21 protein-coding genes are annotated in these 24,392 nt (G+C 65.0%); 13 read left to right on the top strand and 8 right to left on the bottom strand.

Annotation, left to right across the window (positions count from 1 at the left end):
• Window positions 1–3 precede the first annotated feature (3 nt).
• Window positions 4–1,257, bottom strand: coding sequence for a tyrosine--tRNA ligase (gene tyrS, locus ACVIGB_RS06870; RefSeq protein ID WP_456723278.1), 1,254 nt, complete (start codon window positions 1,255–1,257; stop codon window positions 4–6).
• 152 nt (window positions 1,258–1,409) lie between these two features.
• On the opposite strand from tyrS, the gene ACVIGB_RS06875 reads away from it, so the two are divergent.
• The 3 genes from ACVIGB_RS06875 to ACVIGB_RS06885 all read left to right on the top strand — a co-directional run bounded on the left by ACVIGB_RS06875 (window position 1,410) and on the right by ACVIGB_RS06885 (window position 3,606).
• Window positions 1,410–2,513 (top strand): anhydro-N-acetylmuramic acid kinase, encoded by a 1,104-nt coding sequence (locus tag ACVIGB_RS06875; RefSeq protein WP_456723277.1) that lies wholly within the window; start codon window positions 1,410–1,412, stop codon window positions 2,511–2,513.
• An 82-nt stretch (window positions 2,514–2,595) separates the two neighbouring features.
• On the top strand, window positions 2,596–3,273 hold the full coding sequence (locus ACVIGB_RS06880) for a glutathione S-transferase family protein (protein WP_456723276.1): 678 nt from the start codon (window positions 2,596–2,598) through the stop codon (window positions 3,271–3,273).
• A gap of 3 nt (window positions 3,274–3,276) precedes the next feature.
• The gene (locus tag ACVIGB_RS06885; protein WP_456723275.1) at window positions 3,277–3,606 is read left to right on the top strand and encodes a DMT family transporter; all 330 of its coding nucleotides are present in this window, start codon (window positions 3,277–3,279) and stop codon (window positions 3,604–3,606) included.
• Between the two features lie 149 nt (window positions 3,607–3,755).
• On the opposite strand, the gene ACVIGB_RS06890 is transcribed toward ACVIGB_RS06885, so the two are convergent.
• Entirely contained in the window at window positions 3,756–4,403 is a 648-nt protein-coding gene (locus ACVIGB_RS06890) for an alpha/beta hydrolase (RefSeq protein WP_016843213.1), read from the bottom strand.
• Between the two features lie 462 nt (window positions 4,404–4,865).
• Here ACVIGB_RS06890 and ACVIGB_RS06895 point away from each other — a divergent pair, with 462 nt between their 5' ends.
• The 8 genes from ACVIGB_RS06895 (at window position 4,866) to ACVIGB_RS06930 (ending at window position 12,557) form a co-directional block, all read left to right on the top strand.
• A complete protein-coding gene (locus ACVIGB_RS06895; RefSeq protein ID WP_456723274.1) occupies window positions 4,866–6,023 on the top strand; it encodes a cysteine desulfurase family protein in 1,158 nt (385 codons plus the stop codon).
• Between the two features lie 96 nt (window positions 6,024–6,119).
• The gene (gene sufB / locus ACVIGB_RS06900) at window positions 6,120–7,616 is read left to right on the top strand and encodes a Fe-S cluster assembly protein SufB (RefSeq protein ID WP_092113801.1); all 1,497 of its coding nucleotides are present in this window, start codon (window positions 6,120–6,122) and stop codon (window positions 7,614–7,616) included.
• A 58-nt stretch (window positions 7,617–7,674) separates the two neighbouring features.
• Window positions 7,675–8,427 (top strand): Fe-S cluster assembly ATPase SufC, encoded by a 753-nt coding sequence (gene sufC / locus ACVIGB_RS06905; RefSeq protein ID WP_212317492.1) that lies wholly within the window; start codon window positions 7,675–7,677, stop codon window positions 8,425–8,427.
• Window positions 8,428–8,444: 17 nt separating this feature from the next.
• A complete protein-coding gene (gene sufD, locus ACVIGB_RS06910; RefSeq protein ID WP_456723273.1) occupies window positions 8,445–9,767 on the top strand; it encodes a Fe-S cluster assembly protein SufD in 1,323 nt (440 codons plus the stop codon).
• The gene (locus ACVIGB_RS06915; RefSeq protein WP_456723272.1) at window positions 9,764–11,011 is read left to right on the top strand and encodes a cysteine desulfurase; all 1,248 of its coding nucleotides are present in this window, start codon (window positions 9,764–9,766) and stop codon (window positions 11,009–11,011) included. The genes sufD and ACVIGB_RS06915 overlap by 4 nt, the downstream gene beginning before the upstream one ends.
• A complete protein-coding gene (locus ACVIGB_RS06920) occupies window positions 11,008–11,379 on the top strand; it encodes an SUF system Fe-S cluster assembly protein (RefSeq protein WP_092113809.1) in 372 nt (123 codons plus the stop codon). Before ACVIGB_RS06915 ends, ACVIGB_RS06920 begins: the two co-directional genes overlap by 4 nt.
• Before the next feature lie 167 nt (window positions 11,380–11,546).
• A complete protein-coding gene (locus tag ACVIGB_RS06925; RefSeq protein ID WP_456725225.1) occupies window positions 11,547–11,936 on the top strand; it encodes a HesB/IscA family protein in 390 nt (129 codons plus the stop codon).
• Between the two features lie 150 nt (window positions 11,937–12,086).
• On the top strand, window positions 12,087–12,557 hold the full coding sequence (locus tag ACVIGB_RS06930; RefSeq protein ID WP_456723271.1) for a TfoX/Sxy family protein: 471 nt from the start codon (window positions 12,087–12,089) through the stop codon (window positions 12,555–12,557).
• A 46-nt stretch (window positions 12,558–12,603) separates the two neighbouring features.
• Here ACVIGB_RS06930 and ACVIGB_RS06935 read toward each other — a convergent pair whose 3' ends face one another.
• The 3 genes from ACVIGB_RS06935 to ACVIGB_RS06945 form a co-directional block, all read right to left on the bottom strand.
• Window positions 12,604–13,671, bottom strand: coding sequence for a GGDEF domain-containing protein (locus ACVIGB_RS06935; protein ID WP_456723270.1), 1,068 nt, complete (start codon window positions 13,669–13,671; stop codon window positions 12,604–12,606).
• A 306-nt stretch (window positions 13,672–13,977) separates the two neighbouring features.
• Window positions 13,978–15,471, bottom strand: a complete 1,494-nt coding sequence (locus ACVIGB_RS06940; protein WP_456723269.1) for a DEAD/DEAH box helicase — start codon at window positions 15,469–15,471, stop codon at window positions 13,978–13,980.
• A 370-nt stretch (window positions 15,472–15,841) separates the two neighbouring features.
• Window positions 15,842–19,180 carry an autotransporter outer membrane beta-barrel domain-containing protein gene (locus ACVIGB_RS06945; protein WP_456723268.1) on the bottom strand — a complete coding sequence of 1,113 codons (3,339 nt, stop codon included), beginning with the start codon at window positions 19,178–19,180 and terminating at the stop codon, window positions 15,842–15,844.
• A 246-nt stretch (window positions 19,181–19,426) separates the two neighbouring features.
• Here ACVIGB_RS06945 and ACVIGB_RS06950 point away from each other — a divergent pair, with 246 nt between their 5' ends.
• Window positions 19,427–19,594: a hypothetical protein gene (locus tag ACVIGB_RS06950; RefSeq protein WP_456723267.1), complete on the top strand. Its 168-nt coding sequence runs from the start codon at window positions 19,427–19,429 to the stop codon at window positions 19,592–19,594.
• 290 nt (window positions 19,595–19,884) lie between these two features.
• Here the strand turns inward: ACVIGB_RS06950 and ACVIGB_RS06955 are convergent, their stop codons facing one another.
• From ACVIGB_RS06955 to ACVIGB_RS06965, 3 genes are all read right to left on the bottom strand, one after another.
• Window positions 19,885–20,721, bottom strand: a complete 837-nt coding sequence (locus ACVIGB_RS06955; protein WP_456749120.1) for a helix-turn-helix transcriptional regulator — start codon at window positions 20,719–20,721, stop codon at window positions 19,885–19,887.
• 192 nt (window positions 20,722–20,913) lie between these two features.
• Window positions 20,914–21,528, bottom strand: coding sequence for a TetR/AcrR family transcriptional regulator (locus tag ACVIGB_RS06960; RefSeq protein ID WP_456723265.1), 615 nt, complete (start codon window positions 21,526–21,528; stop codon window positions 20,914–20,916).
• 112 nt (window positions 21,529–21,640) lie between these two features.
• Window positions 21,641–22,594 (bottom strand): helix-turn-helix transcriptional regulator, encoded by a 954-nt coding sequence (locus tag ACVIGB_RS06965; RefSeq protein ID WP_456723264.1) that lies wholly within the window; start codon window positions 22,592–22,594, stop codon window positions 21,641–21,643.
• A gap of 250 nt (window positions 22,595–22,844) precedes the next feature.
• Between ACVIGB_RS06965 and ACVIGB_RS06970 the strand changes: the two genes are divergently transcribed.
• Window positions 22,845–24,341 carry a caspase family protein gene (locus tag ACVIGB_RS06970; protein ID WP_456723263.1) on the top strand — a complete coding sequence of 499 codons (1,497 nt, stop codon included), beginning with the start codon at window positions 22,845–22,847 and terminating at the stop codon, window positions 24,339–24,341.
• Window positions 24,342–24,392: the final 51 nt, after the last annotated feature.

The raw sequence follows: 24,392 nt of genomic DNA on the forward strand, positions 1-24,392 counted from the left end.
CGCCTATGCAGGCTTCAGCAGGACGTGCCGCTTCTTGCCGAGCGACAACTTGACCACGCCTTCCGGCGTCAGATTGGCCGGCGTCAGCAGCATCTTTTCATCGGTGACGGCAACATCGTTGACGCGCAGGCCGCCGCCCTTGATCTGCCGGCGCGCTTCGCCGTTGGACGCGACGAGCTCGGCCTTGACGAAGGCGGCCAGGACGCCGATGCCGGCTTCGAACTCGCCGCGCGGAATTTCAACCGTCGGCAGGGTCTCGGCCAGCGCGCCTTCCTCGAAGGTACGGCGCGCGGTCTCGGCGGCCTCATTGGCTGCGTCGCGGCCATGGAGCAGGGCGGTTGCTTCGGTCGCCAGCACCTTCTTGGCTTCGTTGATCTCGCTGCCACCGAGCGCTGCGAGCTTGCCGATCTCGCTCATCGGCAGGATCGTGAACAGCTTGAGGAATTTGACGACGTCGGCGTCCTCGACGTTGCGCCAGTACTGCCAGAAGTCGTACGGCGAGAACTGGTCGGCGTTGAGCCACACCGCGCCCTTGGCGGTCTTGCCCATCTTGTCGCCGGAGGCTGTGGTCAGCAGCGGCGTGGTCAGCGCGAACAGTTGCGGCGAGCCCATGCGGCGGCCGAGATCGACGCCGTTGACGATATTGCCCCACTGGTCGGAGCCGCCCATCTGCAGCCGGCAGCCGGCGCGGCGCGACAGCTCGACGAAGTCGTAGGCCTGGCAGACCATGTAGTTGAATTCGATGAAGCTCATCTCCTGCTCGCGCTCGAGCCGGAGCCGCACCGAATCCATGGTCAGCATGCGGTTGACCGAGAAGTGCCGGCCAATGTCGCGCAGCATCTCGATCCAGTTCAATTTGGTCAGCCACTCGGCGTTGTCGAGCATGATGGCGTCGGAAGGCCCGTCGCCATAGCGCAGCACCTTGGCGAACACGCCGCGGATGCTCGCCTTGTTGGATTCAATCTCCCCGACGGTACGCATCGCGCGCGTCTCGTCCTTGCCGGAGGGGTCGCCGACCATCGTGGTGCCGCCGCCCATCAATGTTATCGGCTTGTTGCCGCTCTGTTGCAGCCAGTACAGCATCATCATGGTGAGGAAGTTGCCGATGTGCAGCGACGGCGCGGTGCAGTCATAGCCGACATAGGCCGTCGCCTCGCCCTTCGCGGCGAGCGCGTCGAGGCCCTCGAAATCGGAGCACTGGTGGACGAAGCCGCGTTCCTGTAGAGTGTTCAGGAAATCCGATTTAAATGCAGTCATTTGTCGGCGAGCCAGATCATTCTTGTTTTACGGTTTTTGCATCTATTTGCGGAACCTTGACGCTTGAGGCTGCCGCAGGCGGACGCGCAGTGGCATTATAGGATGTACTTGTTTGAGACAAGCCGGGGGTTCCCGGCTGGGGCGCTTCCAAGATGATGTTAACGGCACTCGGTCTGATGAGCGGGACCTCGCTCGACGGGGTCGACGTGGCACTGATCGAGACCGATGGCCGCCAGATCAAGGCCTTCGGACCAACGGGCTATCGACCGTATACCGACAGCGAGCGCAGCCTGCTGCGTCAGGCGCTGACCGAGGCCGTTCATCTGTCGCAGCGCGACGCCCGGCCGGGAATCTTGCGGCAGGCCGAGCAGGCCGTCACGTCAGCCCATGCCGAGGCGGTCGCCAACTTCACGGCGCAGACCCGGATCTCCGCCCAGGACATCGACATCGTCGGGTTCCATGGCCAGACCGTGCTGCATCGCCCGGAGCGGAAGCTGACGGTGCAGATCGGCGATGCCCTGGCGCTCGCCAGGGCGATCCACATTCCGGTGATGCATGATTTCCGTGCCGCCGACGTCGAGGCCGGCGGGCAGGGCGCGCCGCTCGTCCCGGTCTACCATCGCGCGCTGACGCAATCGCTGAACCGCGAGGGGCCGACCGTCGTGGTCAATATCGGCGGCGTCTCCAACATCACCTATATCGACGGCACCGACACGTTGATCGCCTGCGACACCGGGCCCGGCAACGCGCTGCTCGACGACTTCATGTTCCGCCAGATGCATCAGCCGTTCGACACCGCCGGCAAGTTCGCTGCGCTGGGCAAACCCGACGAAGCCTGGATCGCACAGGCGCTCAAGCTGCCGTTCTTCGCGCTGCCGCCGCCGAAATCGCTCGACCGCAACGACTTTGCCGGCCTGAAGCTCGGCGCCGTGGCGCCGGCCGACGGCGCTGCGACATTGACCGCTTTCACGGCGGCCGCGATCGCCCGCGTGGTGCCGCTGCTGCCGAAACGGCCAAAGAGCTGGATCATCTGTGGCGGCGGCGCCTCCAACCTCACGATGCTGCGGATGCTGCGCGAGCGCCTGGCGCCGGCGCTCGTCGAGCCCGCCGAGGCGCTCGGCTGGGCGGCGGACGCGATCGAGGCGCAGGCCTTCGGCTTCCTCGCCGCGCGCGGCATGAAGGGCCTGCCGCTGAGCTACCCCGCCACCACGGGGGTTCCGATCCCGATGACCGGGGGCATCATCGCGCGACCGTGATTTAGATGCAAATGCATCTACCTTGACAGTTCCATGCCGCAGCATTTAATTCGATGCAGTTGCATTGAACGCGAGGTTCGTCATGGCCGCCCTGAAGCTGATCAGCCACAAGCTCTGTCCCTATGTGCAACGCGCGGTGATCGCGCTGCACGAGAAGGGCGTGCCGTTCGAGCGGATCGACATCGATCTCGCCAACAAGCCGGACTGGTTCCTGAAGATCTCGCCGCTCGGCAAGGTGCCGGTGCTGGTCGTGACCGGTGACGACGGCAGGGAGGTCGCGCTGTTCGAGAGCAACGTGATCTGCGAGTACATCGAGGAGACGCAAGGCGGCGCGAAGCTGCATCCCGAGAACGCGCTGACGCGCGCCGAGCATCGCGCCTGGATGGAGTTCGGCTCGGCCATTCTCGGCGACCTCTGGGGGCTCGAGACCGCGACCGATGCCGCGACCTTCGAGAGCAAGCGGCAGGCGGTCGCCGCAAAGTTCGCGCGCGTCGAGGCTGCGCTCGGCGCGGGTCCGTTCTTCGCGGGCGACAGGTTCAGCCTGGTGGATGCGGTGTTCGCGCCGGTCTTCCGCTATTTCGATCTGTTCGACCAACTGACCGATCTTGCCGTGTTCACCCACACGCCAAAAGTTCGCGCGTGGCGTAGTGCGCTGGCGCAGCGGCCGAGCGTGCGCAGCGCCGTTTCACCCGAATATCCCGCGCTGCTGCATGCGTTCCTGGTCGGCCACCGCGCGCACATGCTGAAGCTTGCCGCGTAAGCCATGTCGCGCTCCATTGCCTGGATCGCGCTGGTCGTCGCCGGTCTTCTCGACGTCGGCTGGGCCATCTCGATGAAATATGCCGAAGGTTATACGCGCCTCGGCTGGACGCTGGTCTCGCTGCTGCTGCTCGCCGCGTTCGTTTTCCTGCTCGGGCGCGCGTTGCAGGTGCTCGGTGTCGGCGTCGCCTACACGGTATGGACCGGTATCGGCGCGGTCGGCACGCTGACCATGGGCGTGCTGCTGTTCAACGAGGCCTTGAATCCGATGAAGGTCGCCGGGATCGCGCTCGTGCTGATCGGCATCGCCGCGCTGAAATTCGCGCCGGAGTAGGTAGGGACCGTAGCCCGCATGAGCGAAGCGATATCCGGGGCAGGTCTAACCGCGGAGCCAGTGGTCCCGGACTTCGCGGAGCCTGTCATCGGGCGCGCGTTCGAGCGACCCGTTGGCTCCATCCGGGCTACGAGGTCAGCGGTCTTTACTCAGCGCACGTTGGCGAGACGCATGTCGAGATAGCCGGTCACCGTCTCCATCAGCGGCTCTAGCTTGCCGTCGAAGAAATGGTTGGCGCCGGGGATCACCTGCTGGTCGATCACGATGCCCTTCTGGGTCTTCAGCTTCTCGACCAGCGTGTTGACGTCCTTGGGCGGCACCACAGCATCCTTGTCGCCGTGCACGATCAGGCCCGACGACGGGCAGGGCGCGAGGAACGAGAAGTCGTAGAGATTGGCGGGCGGCGCGATCGAGATGAAGCCCTCGACCTCCGGCCGGCGCATCAAAAGCTGCATGCCGATCCATGCGCCGAACGAGAAGCCCGCAACCCAGCAGGCGCGCGCCTCCGGATTGATCGCCTGCGCCCAATCGAGCGCGCTCGCGGCATCGGACAGTTCGCCGGTGCCGTGATCGAACGAGCCCTGGCTGCGGCCGACGCCACGGAAGTTGAAGCGCAGCACCGAGAAGCCGCGATGCGCGAACGCGTAATAGCACTGATAGACGATCTGGTGGTTCATCGTGCCGTGGAACTGCGGATGCGGATGCAGGATCATCGCAATCGGCGCGTTCTTCTGCTTGGCCGGGTGATAGCGGCCTTCGAGACGGCCAGCAGGGCCGGTGAAAATGACTTCAGGCATTGTGTTCCCTTGATTGACGCGTTCCCTTGATTGACGTCGATCAATCAACCGGTTGGAGCCATCTTCGGCGACGGGCGCGAGCAGAGCGGCTCATGATGAAATCAGCGCAGGCGCCGCCGGGCGGCACGCTGGAAGGCCTTCTAGCATGACGCGAGGGGCAAAAATCAAGGAAATTGTGCCGCTTGGCAGAGGCTAATCCGCTCCGTGACGCACGCGTAGCCGGCGCGTCGGCGGCGATCCGGATCGACACGCCGAATTGCTCGTTGGCTACCTGAAGTTTTGGTTTGTCATATTGCTATTGCGCGCGGCGCGCCGGCGGATGTCTTGCCAGGCAACACGATGGGACTCCCGGCGAGCGTGAAAAATCGCTGGCATTGGTGACTCTGATCTGGTCTCGCTGCCCGACTGTCGTTATGTCGCATTGGAAGGCCGCAACCACGGTGGTTGCCGCGGACAAGCTCGATGGTCGATCGCGTCTATCTCGACTGGAATGCCACCACGCCGCTTCGCCAGGAGGCGAAGGCGGCGATGACTGCGGCATGGGAATTGGGCGGCAACCCGTCCTCGGTGCACAGCGAGGGACGCCGCGCGCGCCGGCTGGTCGAGGATGCCCGCAATGCCGTGGCGAACGCAGTCGGCGGCCGGCCGCAGGACGTCGTGTTTCTCTCCGGCGGGACCGAAGCCAATGCGCTCGCATTGACGCCGGGACTGCGCCGCGGTGCGGGCGCGCCGGTCAGCCGGCTCCTGGTGTCCGCGATCGAGCATGCGTCCGTGCTCGCGGGCGGGCGGTTCGCGCGTGAGGCCACCTTCGCTATCAATGTCACGCGCGCCGGGGTGATCGATCTCGATCATCTGCGTGCGCTGCTGGCCGACGGTGCGCCCGCGCTGGTCTCGGTGATGCTGGCGAACAACGAGACCGGCGCCATCCAGCCGGTGGCTGACGTCGCCGAGATCGTCCACGCGGCCGGTGGCCTGCTGCATGTCGACGCGATCCAGGCGTTCGGAAAGATCCCGTTCGATCTCGCCTCGACCCAGGCCGATCTCGTGACGCTGTCGGCGCACAAGATCGGTGGACCGAAGGGCGCTGGCGCACTGGTTCTTGCCGAAGGCGTCGAAGGGCTGGAGGCGTTCCTGCGCGGCGGCGGGCAGGAGCTCGGACGACGGGCAGGGACCGAGAACGTCGCAGGGATTGCCGGCTTTGGTGCGGCCGCGAAGGCCGCGATGGTGGCGCTGAAGGCCGACGCCGCGCGCGTCAGGGGACTGCGCGATCGGCTCGAGCACGGGTTGCGGCAGACGCCGGACGTGGTTGTGTTCTCCGACGATGTAAAGAGGTTACCGAATACCGTTCTGTTCACTGCGCCCGGCCTGAAGGCCGAAACGGCGGTTATCGGATTCGACCTGGCGGGGGTGGCGGTCTCCTCCGGTTCCGCCTGCTCGTCGGGCAAGGTCCAGCCGTCCCACGTCCTGGAGGCAATGGGATACCGTCCAGAGGTGTCCCAGGGAGCGGTGCGGCTCAGTCTTGGCTGGTCTACCACGGAGACAGACGTGGATTTGACCCTCAAGGCTTGGCGAAAGCTCGCCGATACCTTAGTTAAGGGAGAGCGACGAAACACAGCTTGAACAGTTCTAAGCGGGTGATTTCGTCTTCAAAGCATCGTAAGAGACTTCGGAACTTGAGATCCACCGCGGTCCTTGAAACCGCGAGCGGAGGATTGAATGCCTGCTGTACAAGAGACGGTCGAGCGCGTCCGGCGCATCGACGTCGACCAGTATCGTTATGGATTTGAGACGCTGATCGAGTCCGACAAGGCCCCGAAAGGCCTGTCGGAAGACACCGTCCGCTTCATCTCGGCAAAGAAGAATGAACCGGCCTGGATGCTGGAATGGCGTCTGGAGGCGTATCGCCGCTGGCTGACCATGACCGAGCCGACCTGGGCGCGCGTCAACTATCCGAAGATCGACTATCAGGATCTTTATTATTACTCGGCGCCGAAGCCGAAGAAGACGCTGTCCTCGATCGACGAGATCGATCCGGAAATTCTCAAGACCTATGAGAAGCTCGGCATCCCGCTCCGCGAAGTCGCCGTTCTCGAGGGCGTCGAGCCGCCGCCCGGCGGCCCGCCATCGGCCAATCGCAAGATCGCGGTCGATGCCGTGTTCGATTCGGTGTCGGTCGCGACCACGTTCCAGAAGGAGCTGAAGGCGGCCGGCGTGATCTTCATGCCGATCTCGGAGGCGATCCGCGAGCATCCCGAGCTGGTGCAGAAATATCTCGGCACCGTGGTGCCGACCTCGGACAATTACTTCGCGACGCTCAATTCGGCGGTGTTCTCCGACGGCTCGTTCGTCTACGTGCCGCCGGGCGTGCGCTGCCCGATGGAGCTGTCGACCTATTTCCGCATCAACGAGCGCAACACCGGCCAGTTCGAGCGCACGCTGATCATCGCCGACAAGGGCTCCTACGTCTCCTATCTCGAAGGCTGCACCGCGCCGCAGCGCGACGAGAACCAGCTGCACGCCGCCGTGGTCGAGCTCGTCACGCTCGATGACGCCGAGATCAAGTATTCGACGGTGCAGAACTGGTACCCCGGCAATTCGGAAGGCAAGGGCGGCATCTACAATTTCGTCACCAAGCGTGGCGACTGCCGCGGCCGGAATTCCAAGATCTCCTGGACCCAGGTCGAGACCGGTTCGGCGATCACCTGGAAGTATCCGAGCTGCATCCTGCGCGGCGACAATTCGAGCGGCGAGTTCTACTCGATCGCGATCTCGAACGGCTTCCAGCAGGTCGATAGCGGCACCAAGATGATCCACCTCGGCAAGAACACGTCGAGCCGGATCATCTCCAAGGGCATCGCCGCCGGCAAGTCGCAGAACACCTATCGCGGCCTCGTCAGCGCGCACCGCAAAGCCACCGGCGCGCGCAACTACACCGCCTGCGACTCGCTCCTGATCGGCGACAAATGCGGCGCGCACACCGTACCCTATGTCGAGGCCAAGAATTCCTCGGCGACGTTCGAGCATGAGGCGACGACGTCGAAGATTTCCGAGGACGTGCTGTTCTACTGCATCCAGCGCGGGCTCTCGCAGGAAGAAGCTGTCGGCCTCGTCGTCAACGGTTTCGTGAAGGACGTGCTGCAGCAACTGCCGATGGAGTTCGCGGTGGAAGCGCAGAAGCTGATCTCGATCAGCCTTGAAGGTTCGGTTGGCTAATCCATCCCGCTAACGGCGCGGCCGACGCGCCTTGCGGATGATGCTCAGGAAAAATCAGATGTCTCTGCTTGAAGTGAAAGATCTGCAGGTCCGTGTCGAGGAGCGCGAGATCCTCCACGGGCTGTCGCTCACGGTGAACCCGGGCGAGGTGCACGCGATCATGGGACCGAACGGCTCCGGCAAATCGACGCTCTCCCACGTCATCGCCGGCAAGCCCGGCTATGAAGTCACCGGCGGCCAAATCCTGTTCAAGGGCGAGGACCTCCTAGAGATGGCGCCCAATGAGCGCGCCGCCAAGGGCGTGTTCCTGGCGTTCCAGTATCCGGTCGAGATCCCCGGCGTGACCACCTGGAACTTCCTGCACGCGGCGCTCAACGCCCAGCGCAAGGCGCGCGGCGAGGACGAGATCTCGTCGCCGGCCTTCCTCAGGAAGGTCCGCGAAGTGGCGAAGTCGCTGAACATCCCGCAGGACATGCTGAAGCGCGGCGTCAATGTCGGCTTTTCCGGCGGCGAGAAGAAGCGCAACGAGATCCTGCAGATGGCGCTGTTCGAGCCGGCCGTCTGCATCCTCGACGAAATGGATTCCGGCCTCGACATCGACGCGCTGCGGATCGCCGCCGACGGCGTCAATGCACTGCGCTCGCCGGAGCGCGCGATGGTCGTCATCACCCACTATCAGCGGCTGCTCAACTACATCGTGCCCGATTTCGTGCACGTGATGTCGAAGGGCCGGGTGGTGAAGAGCGGCGGCAAGGAACTGGCGCTGGAGCTGGAAGAGTCCGGCTACGCGCAGTTCGAAGACGCTGCCTGACAAATGCGGGTTCTCAGATGAACGTTGTTGCAAAGACCGAGACCGGGCGCGCGCTGGGCGATGCTTTCGCCGTGGTACGCGACCGTCTGCCGGGCAAGGGCAAGATCGCCGATCAGCGCCGCGAGGCATTCGAGGCCTATGAACGCTCAGGCCTGCCGCATCGCCGGATCGAGGATTGGAAATACACCGACCTGCGCGCGCTGATGCGCGAGGTGCTGCCGCTGGCCCCTGCGCCGGATGCAGCAGCTCTGGGTCGCGCTGCTGCTGCCATCAAGCTGCGGGCGATCGACGGTGTGCGCCGCCTGGTGCTGGTCGATGGCGCGTTCGCGCCCGACCTCTCCGACCTCGGTAATCTTGATAAGAGTCTGAGCATCCGCCCGCTGCGCGAGGTGCTCGACGCCGGCGAGGACGCGCTTTCCGCGCAGGCCTTTGCGTCAGACACGTCCAATCCCATGATCGCGCTGAACGGCGCGATGGCGACCGATGGCGTCGTCATCGACGTCGCCAATGGCACGGTGCTGGCCCAGTCGCTGCACATCGTCCACGTCGCCTCTGGCGCGACGCCGGCCGCGATGTTCACGCGCTCGCTGCTGCGGCTCGGCCGCGATACCGGCGTGACGCTGGTGGAGAGCTATCTCGCCGGCGAGGGCGCGAAGGCCTACCAGACCCATGACGGGCTGATCGTCGCGATCGGCGACAATGCGCGGCTCGATCACGTGCGTCTGGTTGAAGACAGCGTCGATGCCTTCAACATTTCCTCGGCGACCGTAACGCTCGGCGCGCACGCCCATTTCAACACGTTTGGTCTGACCTCGGGCGGTCATGTCAGCCGCTATCAGTTGACGGTCACCTGCGCCGGCGAAGGCTCCAATGTCGAGACCAACGGCGTCAATCTGATCAACGGCAAGCAGCACGCCGACACCACGCTGTTCATGGATCACGCGGTGCCGCACTGCGCGAGCCGTGAGATCTTCCGGGCCGTCGTCGACGACCGTGCCCATTCCGTGTTCCAGGGCCGCATCATCGTCCGTCCCGACGCCCAGAAGACCGACGCCAAGATGATGACGCGGGCGCTGCTGCTGTCCGACGACGCGGAAGCCGACAACAAGCCCGAGCTCGAGATCTTCGCCGACGACGTCACCTGCGGCCATGGTGCGACCACCGGTGCGCTCGACGAGAGCCTGCTGTTCTACATGCGCGCCCGCGGACTGCCGGAGAAGGAAGCGCAGGCGCTTCTGATCCAGGCCTTTGTCGGCGAGGCGATCGAGACGATTGCCAGCGACGCGTTGCGCGAGGTCGCAATTGCCACCGCGCAGCGTTGGCTTCAGGCGAGGGCGTGAGCATGCACAAGGCGGTCGCCAACGGTTCTTATGACGTCGCTCTGGTGCGGCAGGATTTCCCGGCGCTCGCCATGCAGATCTACGGCAAGCCGCTGGTCTATCTCGACAACGCGGCTTCGGCGCAGAAGCCGAATGCGGTGCTCGACCGCATGACCGAGGCCTACAAGAGCGAATACGCCAACGTGCATCGCGGCCTGCATTACCTCGCCAATGCCGCGACGGAGGCCTATGAGGGCGCCCGCGGCAAGGTCGCGCAGTTCATCAACGCCCGCCGCACTGAAGAGATCGTCTTCACCCGCAACGTCACCGAGGCGATCAACCTGGTGGCGTCGTCCTGGGGCGGGGCGAACATCAAGGAGGGCGACGAGATCGTCCTCTCGATCATGGAGCACCACTCCAACATCGTGCCGTGGCACTTCCTCCGGGAACGCCATGGTGCCGTGATCAAGTGGGCGCCGGTCGACGACGAAGGCAACTTCCTGATCGAGGAGTTCGAGAAGCTCCTGAGCCCGCGCACCAAGATCGTCGCGATCACCCAGATGTCGAACGCGCTCGGCACCCTGGTTCCGGTCAAGGAAGTGGTCCGGCTCGCGCATACCCGCGGCATTCCGGTGCTGGTCGACGGCGCGCAAGGCGCGGTGCATCTGCCTGTTGACGTCCAGGACCTCGATTGCGATTTCTACGCCTTCACCGGCCACAAGGTGTACGGGCCGACCGGCATCGGTGCGCTGTACGCCAAGCACGAGCATCTGGTAGCGATGCGGCCGTTCAACGGCGGCGGCGAGATGATCCGTGAAGTGGCCAAGGACTGGGTCACCTATGGCGATCCGCCGCACAAGTTCGAGGCCGGGACGCCGCCGATCGTCGAGGCGATCGGGCTCGGTGCTGCGATCGACTACGTCAATTCGATCGGCAAGGAGCGCATTGCCGCGCATGAGCACGAGCTGCTGACCTATGCGCAGGACCGTTTGCGCGAGATCAACTCGCTGCGCGTGATCGGAACCGCCCGCAACAAGGGGCCGGTGATCTCCTTCGAGATGAAGGGCGCGCATCCCCACGATGTCGCGACCGTGATCGACCGGCAGGGCATTGCGGTGCGTGCCGGCACCCATTGCGTGATGCCGCTTTTAGAGCGGTTCAACGTCACGGCCACCTGCCGCGCATCCTTCGGGATGTATAATACAACGGAAGAAGTCGACCATCTGGCGCAAGCGCTGATCAAGGCGCGGGAATTGTTCGCATGACCGATACAGCCGAAGTCAAGACGGCCACCATGGAAACCACCTCGGCGCTGCCGGCGGAGGAGACCGAGCGCATGAGCGGCGAGATCGTCGCGGCGCTGAAGACGGTGTTCGACCCGGAAATCCCGGCCGACATCTACGAGCTCGGCCTGATCTACAAGGTCGACCTCAAGGATGATCGCTCGGTCGACATCCTGATGACGCTGACCACCCCGAACTGCCCGGCCGCCGGCGAGTTGCCGCAGATGGTCGAGAACGCGGTTGCCAGCGTTCCCGGCGTCGGCGTCGTCAGCGTCAACCTGGTGTGGGATCCGGCCTGGACGCCGGACCGGATGTCGGATGAGGCGCGCCTCGTCCTTAATATGTGGTGATGCGTCAGAGCGTTTTCGAGCGAAGTGGCTGCCGGTTCGCGCGAAGAAAACGCGACCAAACACAGGAGAAGAGATTGATCCGAATCGGATCAATCTTTGGGGGGATCGAGCTTAATCTTGGAATGACTGGCAATTGATTTGCCGCTGGGACTGACCACATGAGTGACATGACACAAGCCTCACCGACCCCAGCCAAGCCGAAGCGGCCGCGCCCGCAGGTCATGAGACTGACCGATGCCGCGGCGGACCGGATCACCGAGCTGACCAAGCGCGCCGATTCCGAGATCGTCGGCCTGCGGGTCGGCATCAAGAACGGCGGCTGCGCCGGACAATCCTACACCGTCGAATACGCCCACGAGATCCGTCCGACCGACGAAGTGGTCGAGGACAAGGGCGTGAAGATCCTGGTCGATCCGAAGGCCGTGCTGTTCCTGCTCGGCACCGAGATGGACTACAAGGCTGACAAGATGCAGGCCCAGTTCGTGTTCAACAACCCGAACCAGATCTCCGCCTGCGGTTGCGGCGAATCGGTGCAGCTCAAGCCGGCGACGGTCTGATCGCTGCTGCGCCCTCACGAGCGCGCAATCGCGCTCGCGCCTTGGATCCGATACCCTCCATCGTTGCGTGTTGACGCCGTCGTCGACCATACTGCGTTGCCAACAGGCTGCGGCTGGCGCGTTCGGCCGCGCTGGAACAATGGTGGGAGCATGGACCGCGAATTCCTGACCGACCTGTTCGCCGATTTCGGCCCGGTCACGCTGCGCCGGATGTTTTCTGGCTACGGCGTCTCCGCTGACGGCACCAATTTCGCGCTCGCGCTGCGCGCCGGGCTCTACTTCCGCGCCGACGAGGAGACCATCCCGCAATTCGAGGCCGAAGGCTGCGGGCCGTTCCAGTACCAGACGCGCGCCAAGACGGTGACGGTGAACTCGTACTGGCAACTGCCGGCGCGGTTGTTCGATGATTCCGAGGAGCTTGCGGTCTGGGCGCGTTCCGCCCTCGGCGCCGCCCAGCGCGCCGCGCTGCGCAAGCGGCCGAGGAAGCGAGCGGCTGAGCGGGCGGCGAAGGCGCCGGTGAAGAAGCCTGCGGCAAAGAAGGTGGCGGGAAAGAAGATGGCGGCACGGAAGCCGAGCGCAAATCCGTCCTCAGTTTCGAAGAAGCGCGTGAAGCGGAAATAATCCAGGGCGAACGCGCATTGCGCGCATCTCAAGGCACGCTCGGAGGTCACGCCACCCGGGTCTGGGTCTCGGCGCTGTATTCCGGGTCGGCTTCGCAGATCACGCGGTTGCGGCCGGCGTGCTTGGCGGCATAGAGGCAGGCGTCGGCGCGCTCGATCAGGGAATCCGTGTCGTCGGCCGGCTTCAGTATTGAGACGCCGACCGAGATCGTGACACGGCCGAGGATCTCGCCGGTCGACTTCTTCTTCAGCTCCTTGGCCATCACGGCACGGCGGATGTGGTCGGCGACCGTCAGCGCCTGGCGCAGCGCGGTGTTGGGCAGCACCACCGCGAATTCCTCGCCGCCATAGCGGGCGGTGATGTCCTGGCCCTTTATGGTCTGCTTCAGCGTTTGCGCCACCAGCCGCAGGACCTGATCGCCGGTGAGATGGCCGTAGGAATCGTTGAACGACTTGAAGTGATCGATGTCGAACATCAGCAGCGACAGCGGCTCGCCGCTGGCGAGCGCAGTCTGCACCGCCATGTCGATCGAGCGGTCGAAATATTTCCGGTTGCCGAGGCCGGTGAGCGGATCGGTCAGGCTCTCGGCGCGGATCGCCTCAAGGCTGTGTTGCAGGTCGCTGATCTCCGACTTTGATAGCGCGAGCCGGTTCTCCAATGCCTGATTGGTCTCGCGCATCTCGCGCGTGGATTTGGCCAGCCCCTCGACGATGGTCTTGATCTGGTCGCGGGTGGTCGCGGTCGAGAGCCGGTCGCTGGCGCCGACGAGGCTCGCGTCGTAGGTCGCGGACACGCCGAGCGCATCGGTGATCAGCCGCATGACGGCGTCGATCTCGCCGATGACGCGCGCGCCGACCTTGTCGATGCGGTCCGATGTCTTGATGTGCGAAAGGTAGGTTTCGTAGATCTGCTCGAGATCGGATTCAGAGAGCTTGCCGCTTCGCGCCAGCGTCTCGTTGATGACCTTGTTGAGCGGTGCGTTGTATCCGGTCGCGTAGACGTACCAGATTTCGTAGTTGCGCGGCACGGCAGTCTGGCGGAGCGAGCGGATCTGACCAAGCGCAACTTCGGCAAAGGCCAACGTACGTTCGTGTTCGTCCAGCAGCTTGACCACTGTTACGTCCTCAATGCACGCAATGCCGGTCATGCCCGGCAGCAATGACTAAATTAATTGGCGCGAAGGTACGGGACGAGAATGAAGGCAAGGTAAATAGTGGAACTACGGGGATTTCGGCGCGACTAACGTCATACGAGCTCGATTCCGGCGTAGGTCGGGCTCGGCTTTCGCAAGCTTCCCTTGCTCGCCATTGCGCCGCGAAAACTGCGCGCTTTGCTTCAAACGCGAGGGATCACCGTGTGCGTCGGTCGCCCGCGGCGACCGGGGAAAACCGCCGCTGGTGCGGCGGCATCGGAGCCGGCCTTAGGCGCGTGCGCGCACAGGCCGCAGCAGGAAGGCGGGCAGGTGCGAATGATCGGCGGGCTCGTGGTCCACCTCGCGCTGCGGCCGCGATGGCTCGGCACGCCCGATCGACGGCACGTGCGACGGGGTGGCCCGGGGCGAGGTGCCGCGGCCGTGGCGCGGTTCGCGCTCCGGCTTGGCTGCACGCTCCTGGCGGGGCTCCTGGTCCTGACGCGGCTCGCGCTCACCGTGACGCGCCTCGCGTTCACCCTGACGCGGCTCGCGTTCACGTCGCGGCTTGCGGCCGCCGCGGGCGCCGTCGCGCGAACCTTCGCGGCTGCGCGAGCGGCGCGGCGCGGCGTCCTCGTCGGAGGCCTCGCTGCGAACGGTGAAGTCGCCCTCGGCGCGCGGGATCGGCTGGCCGATCAGCTTCTCGATCGCAGTTATCGACTTGCTGTCGAGCGAGGTGACGATGGAGATCGCGGTACCGGTGCGTCCGGCGCGGCCGGTGCGGCCGATGCGGTGGACGTAATCATCGGGGTGGTGCGGCACGTCGAAATTGAAGACGTGGCTCACCGCGGGAATGTCGAGGCCACGGGCGGCGACGTCGGAGGCGACGAGCAGCGGGATATCGCCCTTGCGGAATTGATCCAGCGCCGCGGTGCGGGCGGACTGATCCATATCGCCGTGGAGGGCGCCGACACTGAAGCCGTGCTTCTGGAGTGATTTGTGAAGGACGGCGACTTCGCGCTTGCGATTGCAGAAGATAATCGCGTTGTTGAGGTCCTTGGCGTCGCGCAGCAGGCGGCGGAGGATCTCGCGCTTGTCATGCGCCTCACGACCGGCCGGGACCTGCAGTTGCGTGACGGTGACGGCGGTGGTTGCGGGTTTGGAGACTTCGATCCGCGCAGGATTGTGCAGGAAGGCCTCGGTGATGCGGCTGATCTCCGGGGGCATCGTCGCGGTGAAGAACAGGGTCTGCCGCGTGAACGGGACGAGCTTGCAGATGCGTTCGATGTCGGGAATGAAGCCCATGTCGAGCATGCGGTCGGCTTCGTCGATCACCAGCAGCTCGACGCCGGTGAGCAGCAATCCGCCGCGCTCGGTGTGGTCGAGCAGGCGGCCGGGCGTTGCGATCAGGACGTCGACGCCGCGCATCAGCTTGGAGTCCTGGTCGCCGAACGAGACGCCGCCGATCAGCAGCGCCACGTTCAATTTCTGACCGGCGCCATATTTGTCGAACTGCTCCTTCACCTGCGCGGCAAGCTCGCGGGTCGGCTCGAGGATCAGGGTGCGCGGCATGCGTGCCCGCGCGCGGCCCTTCTCGAGCAGGGTGAGCATCGGGAGAACGAAGGCAGCGGTCTTGCCGGTGCCGGTCTGGGCAATGCCGAGGACGTCGCGCCGGGCGAGGACGTGCGGGATTGCCTGTTCCTGGATGGGAGTGGGGGTGGTGTAACCGGTAGCCGCAACTGCGGCGAGGACCTTATCGGACAGGCCTAGATTGGAAAAAGACATTGAGCCTCTGGTCGAAACCGCCGTTCGGCATCGCAGGTAAAAGGCTGTCGCGTTCGGCCCCGAAACGGCTCGCTTTTCTATAAAGCTCGGGGGCTCTGGCTAACGCTGACGGACGGCAAACCTGACGAATCGCGTTTCGATCCGAGGGCCGCGTTGCCCGCAACATAGGGGCGAAAGCGGTAAAGTCAATCTTGGAACCAGCCGATAGCGGAAAAAGCTTAACGTTTTCGCCAAAATAACCGCCGTTTCCGTCATTTGGCGGTCAAATGAATCACTGGCCCGGTATCCGACGGCGGAGCCTCGGCGAGGGTGTTGGCGCTGCTTTTCCCCTTAAATCCGCCGCGCCGGCCCCACCGCGGGTCGGGCCGGCCTACCATGCATATCGGACCACGCCTTTGCCGGCGTAGGAGCGGGTCACGTTGGAGAATTCGCCCTCAAAGCTTGCGAGCGCCGACCAGCCGTCGGCCCATTTCAGTTCGGCGGCGGCGGTGGTCAGGGCAGAGTCGGAGGCCTGGGCCGCGCCGTTCACGGCGAAGCTCGCGCCGGGCAGGGTCTGGAAGGTCGCGGCAACGCTGCGGTCGGGGTTGAAATCATGCGCCCAGGCAGCGCGGCCGCGCAGCGTCAGAACCGCATTGGAGAGCGCGAAGGATTTGTCGGCGCGCAGGCCGAGCTCGGTGCGGCTGTCGGTGACGCTCTTGGCGTTGTAGGCCAGCGCAAAGGTGTTGGCGCCGACGATGGCCTGTTCGGCGTAGCCGGGAAGTTGGAATGTCATGAACTGGCCGGCGACATAGGGCGTGAGACCGATGCCCCCGATCCAGGGGGCGACGAAGCGGTAGCCGCCCTCGACGCGGCCGGACCAGGCATTGGCATTGAACTCGGCGCGCAGCCGATCGATGCCGGCCACCGTCACGGTGCGATCGGTGGTGATATCCTGCCAGCCATAGGCGAGGGCGGCCGCGACATAGGCGGCACCCACATTGTGCCGCACGAAGGCGCCGGCCTGGAACAGGTCCGATCGGCCACCGCCACCGTTGGTGACGCCAAAATTGGTGCCGCCGCCGGCGAGCGCGAAGCCTGCGATGGTGTTGGGCGAGAAGCGGTAGTCGGCGCCGATGGCGGTGCCGAACGCTTGGCTTGTGGTGTTGTTCGAGCCGAGGGCGGCGTTGCCGTCCGTGGTCTGCGAGCCGCCGTACGCCGCCGCCCACACGCTCCAGCGTGGATCGTAGCTCTCGGCAATCGGCGCCTTGCGGTAGATGGCCGCGGAGGCGTCGCTGGTCGAACGCCTGGCGGCATAGGCCAGCGAGTTGTTGTCAGCGTAGGGCGTGGCGCCGGCCGGCATCGCCGTCGCGCCGCGGCCGTCGATGAAGGGATCGAGCATCGTGCCCATGAACTGGTTCATGGCGTTGAAGGTGGTCTGCTGCGATCCGGCGGCGGTCTCGCCGGAGACCTGGGTCAGGCCGTTGAGGAGGTTGTCGCCCGACAGCTTGAAGATCGCGCTGAACGGGTTGGAGAGGTTGGCGCCGCCGAGCAGGCCGTTGTCGATCGCACCCGCGACGCTCTTGTGGTTGATGCCGGCGTTGGCCGGCAGGACCGGGGAGAGCAGGCCGGGATCGACCGACAGCAGCACGTCGTTGCCGACATAGCTCAGTACTGGATTGCGGGCGAGGTTGTTGGCGAGCAGCAGGCTTGCCGAGCCGAACGTGCCGCTCAGCGTTCCTGCGTTCACGATCGTGTAGGTGGTTTTCCTGGTGATCCGTTCGAGTGGATCGACGACAACCTTGCCGGCGATGTTGGCCGCGCCGGTCACGATCGCCTTGTCGCTGATCGTGTTGGTGACCTGCACCAGATAGGTCGCCGCTGACGTCATCGTCAGGCTCGCCATCGTGATCGTCCCCGGCGAATTGCCGGGCGACAGCGTGCCGCTGATGGTCGCGTTGCCGATGGTGCCGTTGCCGCCGAGCGTCCCGGTCGGGCCGACCGTCACGCTGGCGTTCGGCAGCGCGCCGTTGAGGATGAACACGCTGTCCACATTGACGGAGCCGGCAAAGTTCGAGTTGTTGCCGGTGAAGCTCCAGTTCGAGCCTGCAAGAACCCCGAAATTGGCGAAGCCGCTGCCGAGTTTCGACAGGTCGAAACTTGACGCGGTCGTGCCGCCGAACTGCACGATACTGGTCCCGCTGCCGACGATGCTGCCGTTGAACACGGCGCCGGACTGGACCTGCAACACGTCGTTGGTGCCGCCGAACTGCACCGCGGTGCCACCGGTGCCGGTGATGGTGCCGTTGGCGATCAGCGTGGTGGTGCCGCCCGACGTCGTGATGCCGGTGGTGCCGGTGACGAAGGTGCCGGTGGTGATGAAGATGTTGCCTGGTGTCGAGCGCGAGGCGGATATGCCGATGCCCGTGCTTTGCACGCCGGCCAGCGCGTCGATCCTGATGTCGCCGAGACCGTCGCGCCGGGCGAAGATGCCGTAGCTGCCAGCGGCGAGGCCGTTCGCAATGACATTGCCTTCCGCGCGTAGCGCCAGCGTTGCGGCGTTGTCGGTGCCATGGGTAATGATGCCGCTGATGCCGATCGCCGCAGCGCTGGTCGAGGTGGCGCGCACAGTGCCCTTGGTGGCGAGGTCGATGCCGCCGAGTCCCGCGGTGATGGTCGAGAACCTGGAAATGCCGCGGCTCAGCGCGATGCCGGTCGCGGCACCGTCCGCGGCCGCGGTCACGTCGCCATTGGCGCGAACGATGAGCGTGCCGGTGTTGACAGTTGGCCCAAAGCTGGTGCCTGAGGCCGTAATACCGGTCGCGGTGTTGCCGGGGCCGATCGCGGTGGCCGTCACGGCGCCATCGGTCGTCAACCGCATCGTGCCAAGATTGTATTGTCCCGCGCTGATGCCGACGACCTTCGACGCGGTGTCGCTGATCGACGTTGCCGTCACCGCGCCGTGCAAATTGAAATCGGCCGGAGTTACGCCAGAAGCTGACATGCTCGCTCCAATCACATTTGCGGCGTCGCCTGACCGTGACATGCCGGTGATCGAGATCGATCCGTTGACGTTCAGCGTCGCCGAGCCGTCGCTGGATGTGCTTCCCAGCCCGGCGGACAGGCCGGCGACGGTGCCGCCTTGCGTATGAAACGTTGAAGTCCTGGTGTCGTAGGTGCCGGAAATATCGCCATTGAAGGTCGCGATGTTGGTGCCGGCGCCGGAAAAGCCGACGGAGGCCAGGGTGCCGTAATAGCTCTGGTCGGGGCCGTTGCCCTTGGCAATATTGCCGTCGACGACGAGGCTGTTGTTGACGCCGCCGCCGCCGGACACCGCCAGCGTCCCGCCCGTGATGCCGCGTGTCCGGACCGTGTTGGTGCCGGTGCCGTAGTTCAGCAGACTGACGTTGCCACTGACATCCTGATTGAGCTTCACCGTGAACGCATTGGTGTTGGCTGAATTGCTGGCCTGGAGGTTGATACCCCCAAGGACGTTCGCATTCGTGGTGAGATCGACGGTGCCGATGCCAGCATTCTGGAGATAGATGCCGCCGACGACCGCGCCGTTGGTCGTGACGGAAAGATTGCGCGCAGTTTGGGTGCTCTGTCCCATCCGGACGTAGATTCCGCCGCCGGTTTGGGTCGTATTGCCGGTGACTGCGCCTGTGGCGATCGTGACGTCGGATTGGCTGCCGCTGCTGTCGACGAAGATTCCAGTGCCGTTCGGTGCCACGATCTGGCTGCCAACCGTGTTGATGTTGACGCTACCCCCGGTCCTGCGCTCGAGACACCGATGCCGGTGTTGGCCGTGACCGTGCCTGAGGTCTGCGTAATCGAGACCGGACCGCTGCCATAGACATGGATTGCGTACCAATTGGCGGTGACGTCGGCCGAGCCCGTGTAGGTGATCGGGGCGCCGCTACCGAGGAGCTGGATGCCGTCGTACTGGGATCCTGTGATGCCTGCGGGCTGGTTGTGATTGACCGTGATGCTGCGGGAGGCGCTCACGAACACGCCGCCTGTGGTGATCCCGGCGCCGGCGTTGATATTCACGGTGACGTCACCGTTGAAACTCGTGTTGAGCCCGCCGTCCGACGGATGGTCGGCGTCGCAGAGCACGTTGGCGGTGCCGACGCCCGAGCAGTAGACCGCCGCCTCGGCCGTGGAAGCCATCGCAATCAGTGACGCCGAGCCGAGCAGCGCGCCGCGCCACATCGTCAGCCTGCCGCCGATGCCGATCATAACCTTGCCCCACGCCCCATTGTATCTGCATGTTTCTCGCGCAACGGTCGTGCGCTGTCTTCTCAGTGCGCGCATACCGTTCGATCCAGGGCGCCCCTGCCGCAGAAAGCAGCCCAGGTGTGGCCGCTCGGCACGATGCTGCACGGGCCGCATCGGATCGGCGCGAGCGCAGTGCCGCCGCGCGGTGCCGTCGTCCTAGAGCCCCGCAGCCCGGTACTCGCCCGGCGTCAGGCCCTCGGATGCGCTGAATATCCGGTAGAAGGTGGCGAGGCTGCCGAACCCACAGGCGAGCGCGATATCGGCGATCGATCGCGGCGGCTTTTCACAAAGCAGCCTGCGGCTTTCGCTCAGGCGCTGGGCGGTGACGGTCTGCGAAAAGCTGGCCCCCGTCGCTTCGAACAGGACGTGCAGGTAGCGGACCGAGACGCCGAGCATCTCGGCGACCATCCCTGGCGACAGCGTCGGCTTCGCGAGATGGCGCGTGATCAGGCGGCGCGCGAGGCTGAGCCGGCCGGCGCGCAGCGCCTGCTGGGCGCGGCGGCCGCCCGGCCTGATCGTGCCGCGCTCGATCAACGCGAGGTCCGCCACGATCTTGACCAGCGCAGGAATGCTCGCGGTATCACCGGCCTCGGTGGCCTCCTTGAAATCGGCAAGGCAGGCTTCGAGTAACGGCGCCCAGCCGCGATTGCTAGTCGCCGGAGAACTCCGACGCGCAAGCGCGAGGGCGGCAGTCTGATCCACGCGCAGGTCCACGGCATCGGGGGCGAGAGCGCGAGCCGGGCCGGTCGATGGCGTTTCCGGGCTGTGATCCTCTTGCTTGCTGCGCATCGTGCGTGACCCCTCGCTCTGCATCGGAGCGCGCGTCGCCGGTAAGGAAATTGGCTGTGCCGAGCCCGGGCGAAGCGCCAGCGTGGTTCTGGCGAAATCGCCGGAAATTATCTTCTCAATGCGCGCAGGCTGATCACTTCGGTGCAGAGGACGTGGGATCGCGCCACGATCGGTCGGGTCGTCGGTTTGTCCCATGTCAGCCATTCGAGACGTCTCCAAAGGTCTTGCGATGCAATATCCTATATTTCACATAACCATGTAAAATATGAAATAGGTAACATTATGCGTAAAAACTTATTCACGGCCCGGCGAAATAGTCCGGCCGGTCCCTGATGGTCGGTGGTCGGGAGGGTTTTGCTGAAGGGTGACCGCGGCGCGCGCGGGCCGTCGTGCGGGTTACTTCCGCTTCGGCATCACGGCGCAGCCGTAGAGCACCATCGCGCACATCTGGCGGTAGCGGGCCGAGAAGTCGTCACGGGCGATCGGCGGCAGCGCCTGGTTGACGGCACGTGCGCCGTCCGCAAGGGCCTGCGCGATCTGCGCTGGTTTGAATTCGCCGTTCAGCTTCAGGAGCCGTGCGGCCTGCAAGTCGATCACCAGTCTTTCCAGATCAGCCTGGAACGAGACGGCGGATTTGATCATCAAATCGCGGCCGCGCCTGAAGGCCTCGGCATTGAGCTCGACGGTGTGCGGCGAACGGGTGAGGCGGCGCCGCGTCTCGCCGTAGCGGACGTTGAGAATCGTCGCGAAAATATCCAGCGCGCCGCCGCCCTTCGCCCGCACGGTGTGGCCGGCCTCCAGCGCGAGTGCCACGTCCTCGACGTGGCGCCAGGCGATGACGGCGCGAAACGCCTCTTCCTTGTTGCTGAAGTAGTAATACAGCGCGCGCTGCGTGAAACCGCAGACCTTGGCCAGCCCGACCATCGACAGCCCGCTATAGCCGTAGTCGAGAAAAGCCTGATTGACCTGCGCCAGCAGGTCAGGTCCAGGCTTGATCATCTTCTTCGACATCAGGATTCCGGGGACGAGGGACGGCGCGTGACGCAGGGAATTCCGATTACGGGCATCACGGCGCTTTAGCAACCCGCAAGTGCCCGGTGTCCCGGCCGGTCTGGATCGACGGTCAGGCCACCCGTGCCCGGTAGTCGCCTGGGGTCATCGATTCGGATGCATTGAAGAGGCGGTAGAACGTCGCGAGACTCTCGAAGCCGCAGGCAAACGCGACCTCGGCGATCGTCTGCCCGGACTGCTCACGGAGCAGGCGGCGGCTTTGCGCGAGCCGAAGCGCGGTGACCGTCTCGGAGAAGGTCTGCTCCGTTTCCTCGAACAGGATGTGCAGGTGACGGACCGAGATGCCGAGCAGGCCGGCAATCAGGGTTGGCGTCAGCGCCGCGCTCGAGAGATGCCGCTGGATCAGGCGGCGGGCCAGCGATAGATGGGCGCTTCGCAGGGCCTGCTGCGCGAGCCGGCTCTTTGGCCGCATGATGCCGCGCTCGATCAGCGCGATATGGGCGAGCGCCTGCACCATCGGGGCCGCGTCCGCCGCGGTGGCGTCATGGCCTTCGACGAGGTCGCGGAAGCAGGATTCCAGCAGTGGCCGCAGCGCGGCCTCATCCTGCATGGGCCTCGGGACCAGTTCGCCGAGCTCGGCACCCGGCGGGACGATGTTCGTCACCGGGATCTTGATGATGCGCAAATGGAAGCCGTCATCGCGCAGCGGAACGGTGCGATAGGGCAGGTCCGAATAGCTGGTCGCGAACATGCCGTCGCGCACCGCGAATTCATCGAGCCGCGCGCCGCCGAACCAACCGCCACCGCCGAGCTGCTGGTAGATGCACAGGCTGTCGCTGCGCGCGTCCGCGATGTCGCCGGCGCGCCGCTCGACGCGGTAGGGCGAGGCACGCAGCTCGACCAGCCCGGCATCGCCGAGCTGGCGCAGCGAGAACTCGCCGAAGAAGTCGCGGCGGTGCTCGGGTTCGAGTTCTGCGGTGACGCCGAACAACCCCTTGGCGCGGACCTCGCGCCAATAGTCGAAGCGATCCCGGGGATCGACTTGCTCAGTGGACCATGTGTACACGGAAAAGCCCCTGGAATGCCCTTGGGACGTGCGGAGAGCTCGCGCCGGATGGAAGCCGAAATCTATCACGCGGGCCGTAAAAAGAAACTTGACCTGGAACGGACGGGACGCCTCATGGGGGCCAAGAGGGACGCCAAGGGGGCGGTCACGACGGCCATTCGGCGTCGGCCTTGAACCGGCCAAACGGCTGATCCGACTATTAGGCGGCGGTCGCACGAGCGGCGCACTTGTCGTGCAGGCGGGAATTGGGATGAAGAGCTGGCTTTCGAGACTTTCAGCGGCCCTGTTGGCGGCCGCCTTTGTCGCATCGGCGGCGCCCGCCCAGGCTGAAAAGCGCGTCGCGCTGGTGATCGGCAACAATGATTACAGGAACGTGCCCAAGCTGCAGAAGGCGGTCAACGACGCCCGCACCATGGGCGACACGCTGAAGCAGCTCGGTTTCAACGTCATGGTGGCCGAGAATTTGAACCGGCAGGCGTTCTCCGAGACGCTGCTCGCCTTCGACCGCGCCGTGGAACCCGGCGACACCGCGTTCTTCTTCTATGCCGGTCACGGCTTCGAGATCGCGGGCCAGAATTTCCTGCTGCCGACCGACGTGCCGGCCGCCACCGAAGGGCAGGAGGAGCTGGTGCGCGACGCTTCGGTTCTCGCCGACCGCATCATCGAGCGGTTGCAGAACAAGAAGGCGCGGACCTCGATCCTGGTGTTCGACGCCTGCCGCAACAATCCGTTCGAGCGCGCCGGCACGCGCGCCGTTGCCGGCGGCGGTGGCCTCGCGCCGATGACGCAGCTGCCCGAAGGCGTGTTCTCGGTGTTTTCGGCGGGGCCGCGCCAGACCGCGCTCGACCGGCTCTCGAACGACGACGCCAATCCCAATTCGGTGTTCACGCGAACCTTTGCCAGGGAGTTGCTGCAGCCCGGTGAAAACCTGGTGCAGGTCGCCCAGCGTACCCGGCGCCTGGTCAGCGAGATGGCCGAGACCGTGAAGCACAAGCAGATCCCGGTCTATTTCGACCAGATGGTCGACGACGTCTTCCTGAACGGGATCGCGAAGGGGCAGGCCGAGGCGGCCAAGCCGTCGGCTCCGCCGCAGCAGGTGGCCGCGCTGCCGCCGGTCTCGGTGCCGAAGCTGCCGAAGGACGATTCCATCAACGCGCCGATCGCGAGCTTCTCGCGGCACAATGGCGGCTGGACCGTCGTGTTCTCGATCGCTGATCCGACGCTCGGCATCTCCTGGCGGATCGGCGATAGCGGCGATTTCCGCGAAACCGGCTTCATGGACACGCTCGACCCGCGCACGCGCAAGCGGATGCCCAATCCATCGATCGAGCTGCCGGCCGATGCGCCGGCGGCCACGATCGAGCTTCGCTATGTCGATACGCAGGGCGAGATGCAAGGGCCGTTCCCGATCAAGTTCGATCCCGACGCTGCGCTGATCCGCGACCAGCGCAAGATCCTCGACATGACCGCGACGAGCTGGCTGTCGTTCCGCGAGTTCAACGGGTTGCTCGTCTACTACACGCACCTGATGTCGTACCGCTGCGCGATCCGCGAGGTGCGGATCGGCATCGACACCGCGGTACCGGACAAGGTCCTGAAGATGCCGGCCTGCAATTCGCGCGATCCGAGCGCAATCCCGTCCGACGCGCAGCCCTATCTGAAGCTCGCGCCGCAGACCAAGTCGGTTTCGGTGGAGCTGACCTACCGCGACGGCAGCGTGTCGGAAATCAAGACGTTCAGGCGATAGCACAGCATCCTTGTCATCCGGTCTGCGTTACAGTCGGCGAGGCAGCGATAA

It is taken from the genome of Bradyrhizobium sp. USDA 4341, from assembly GCF_054063755.1.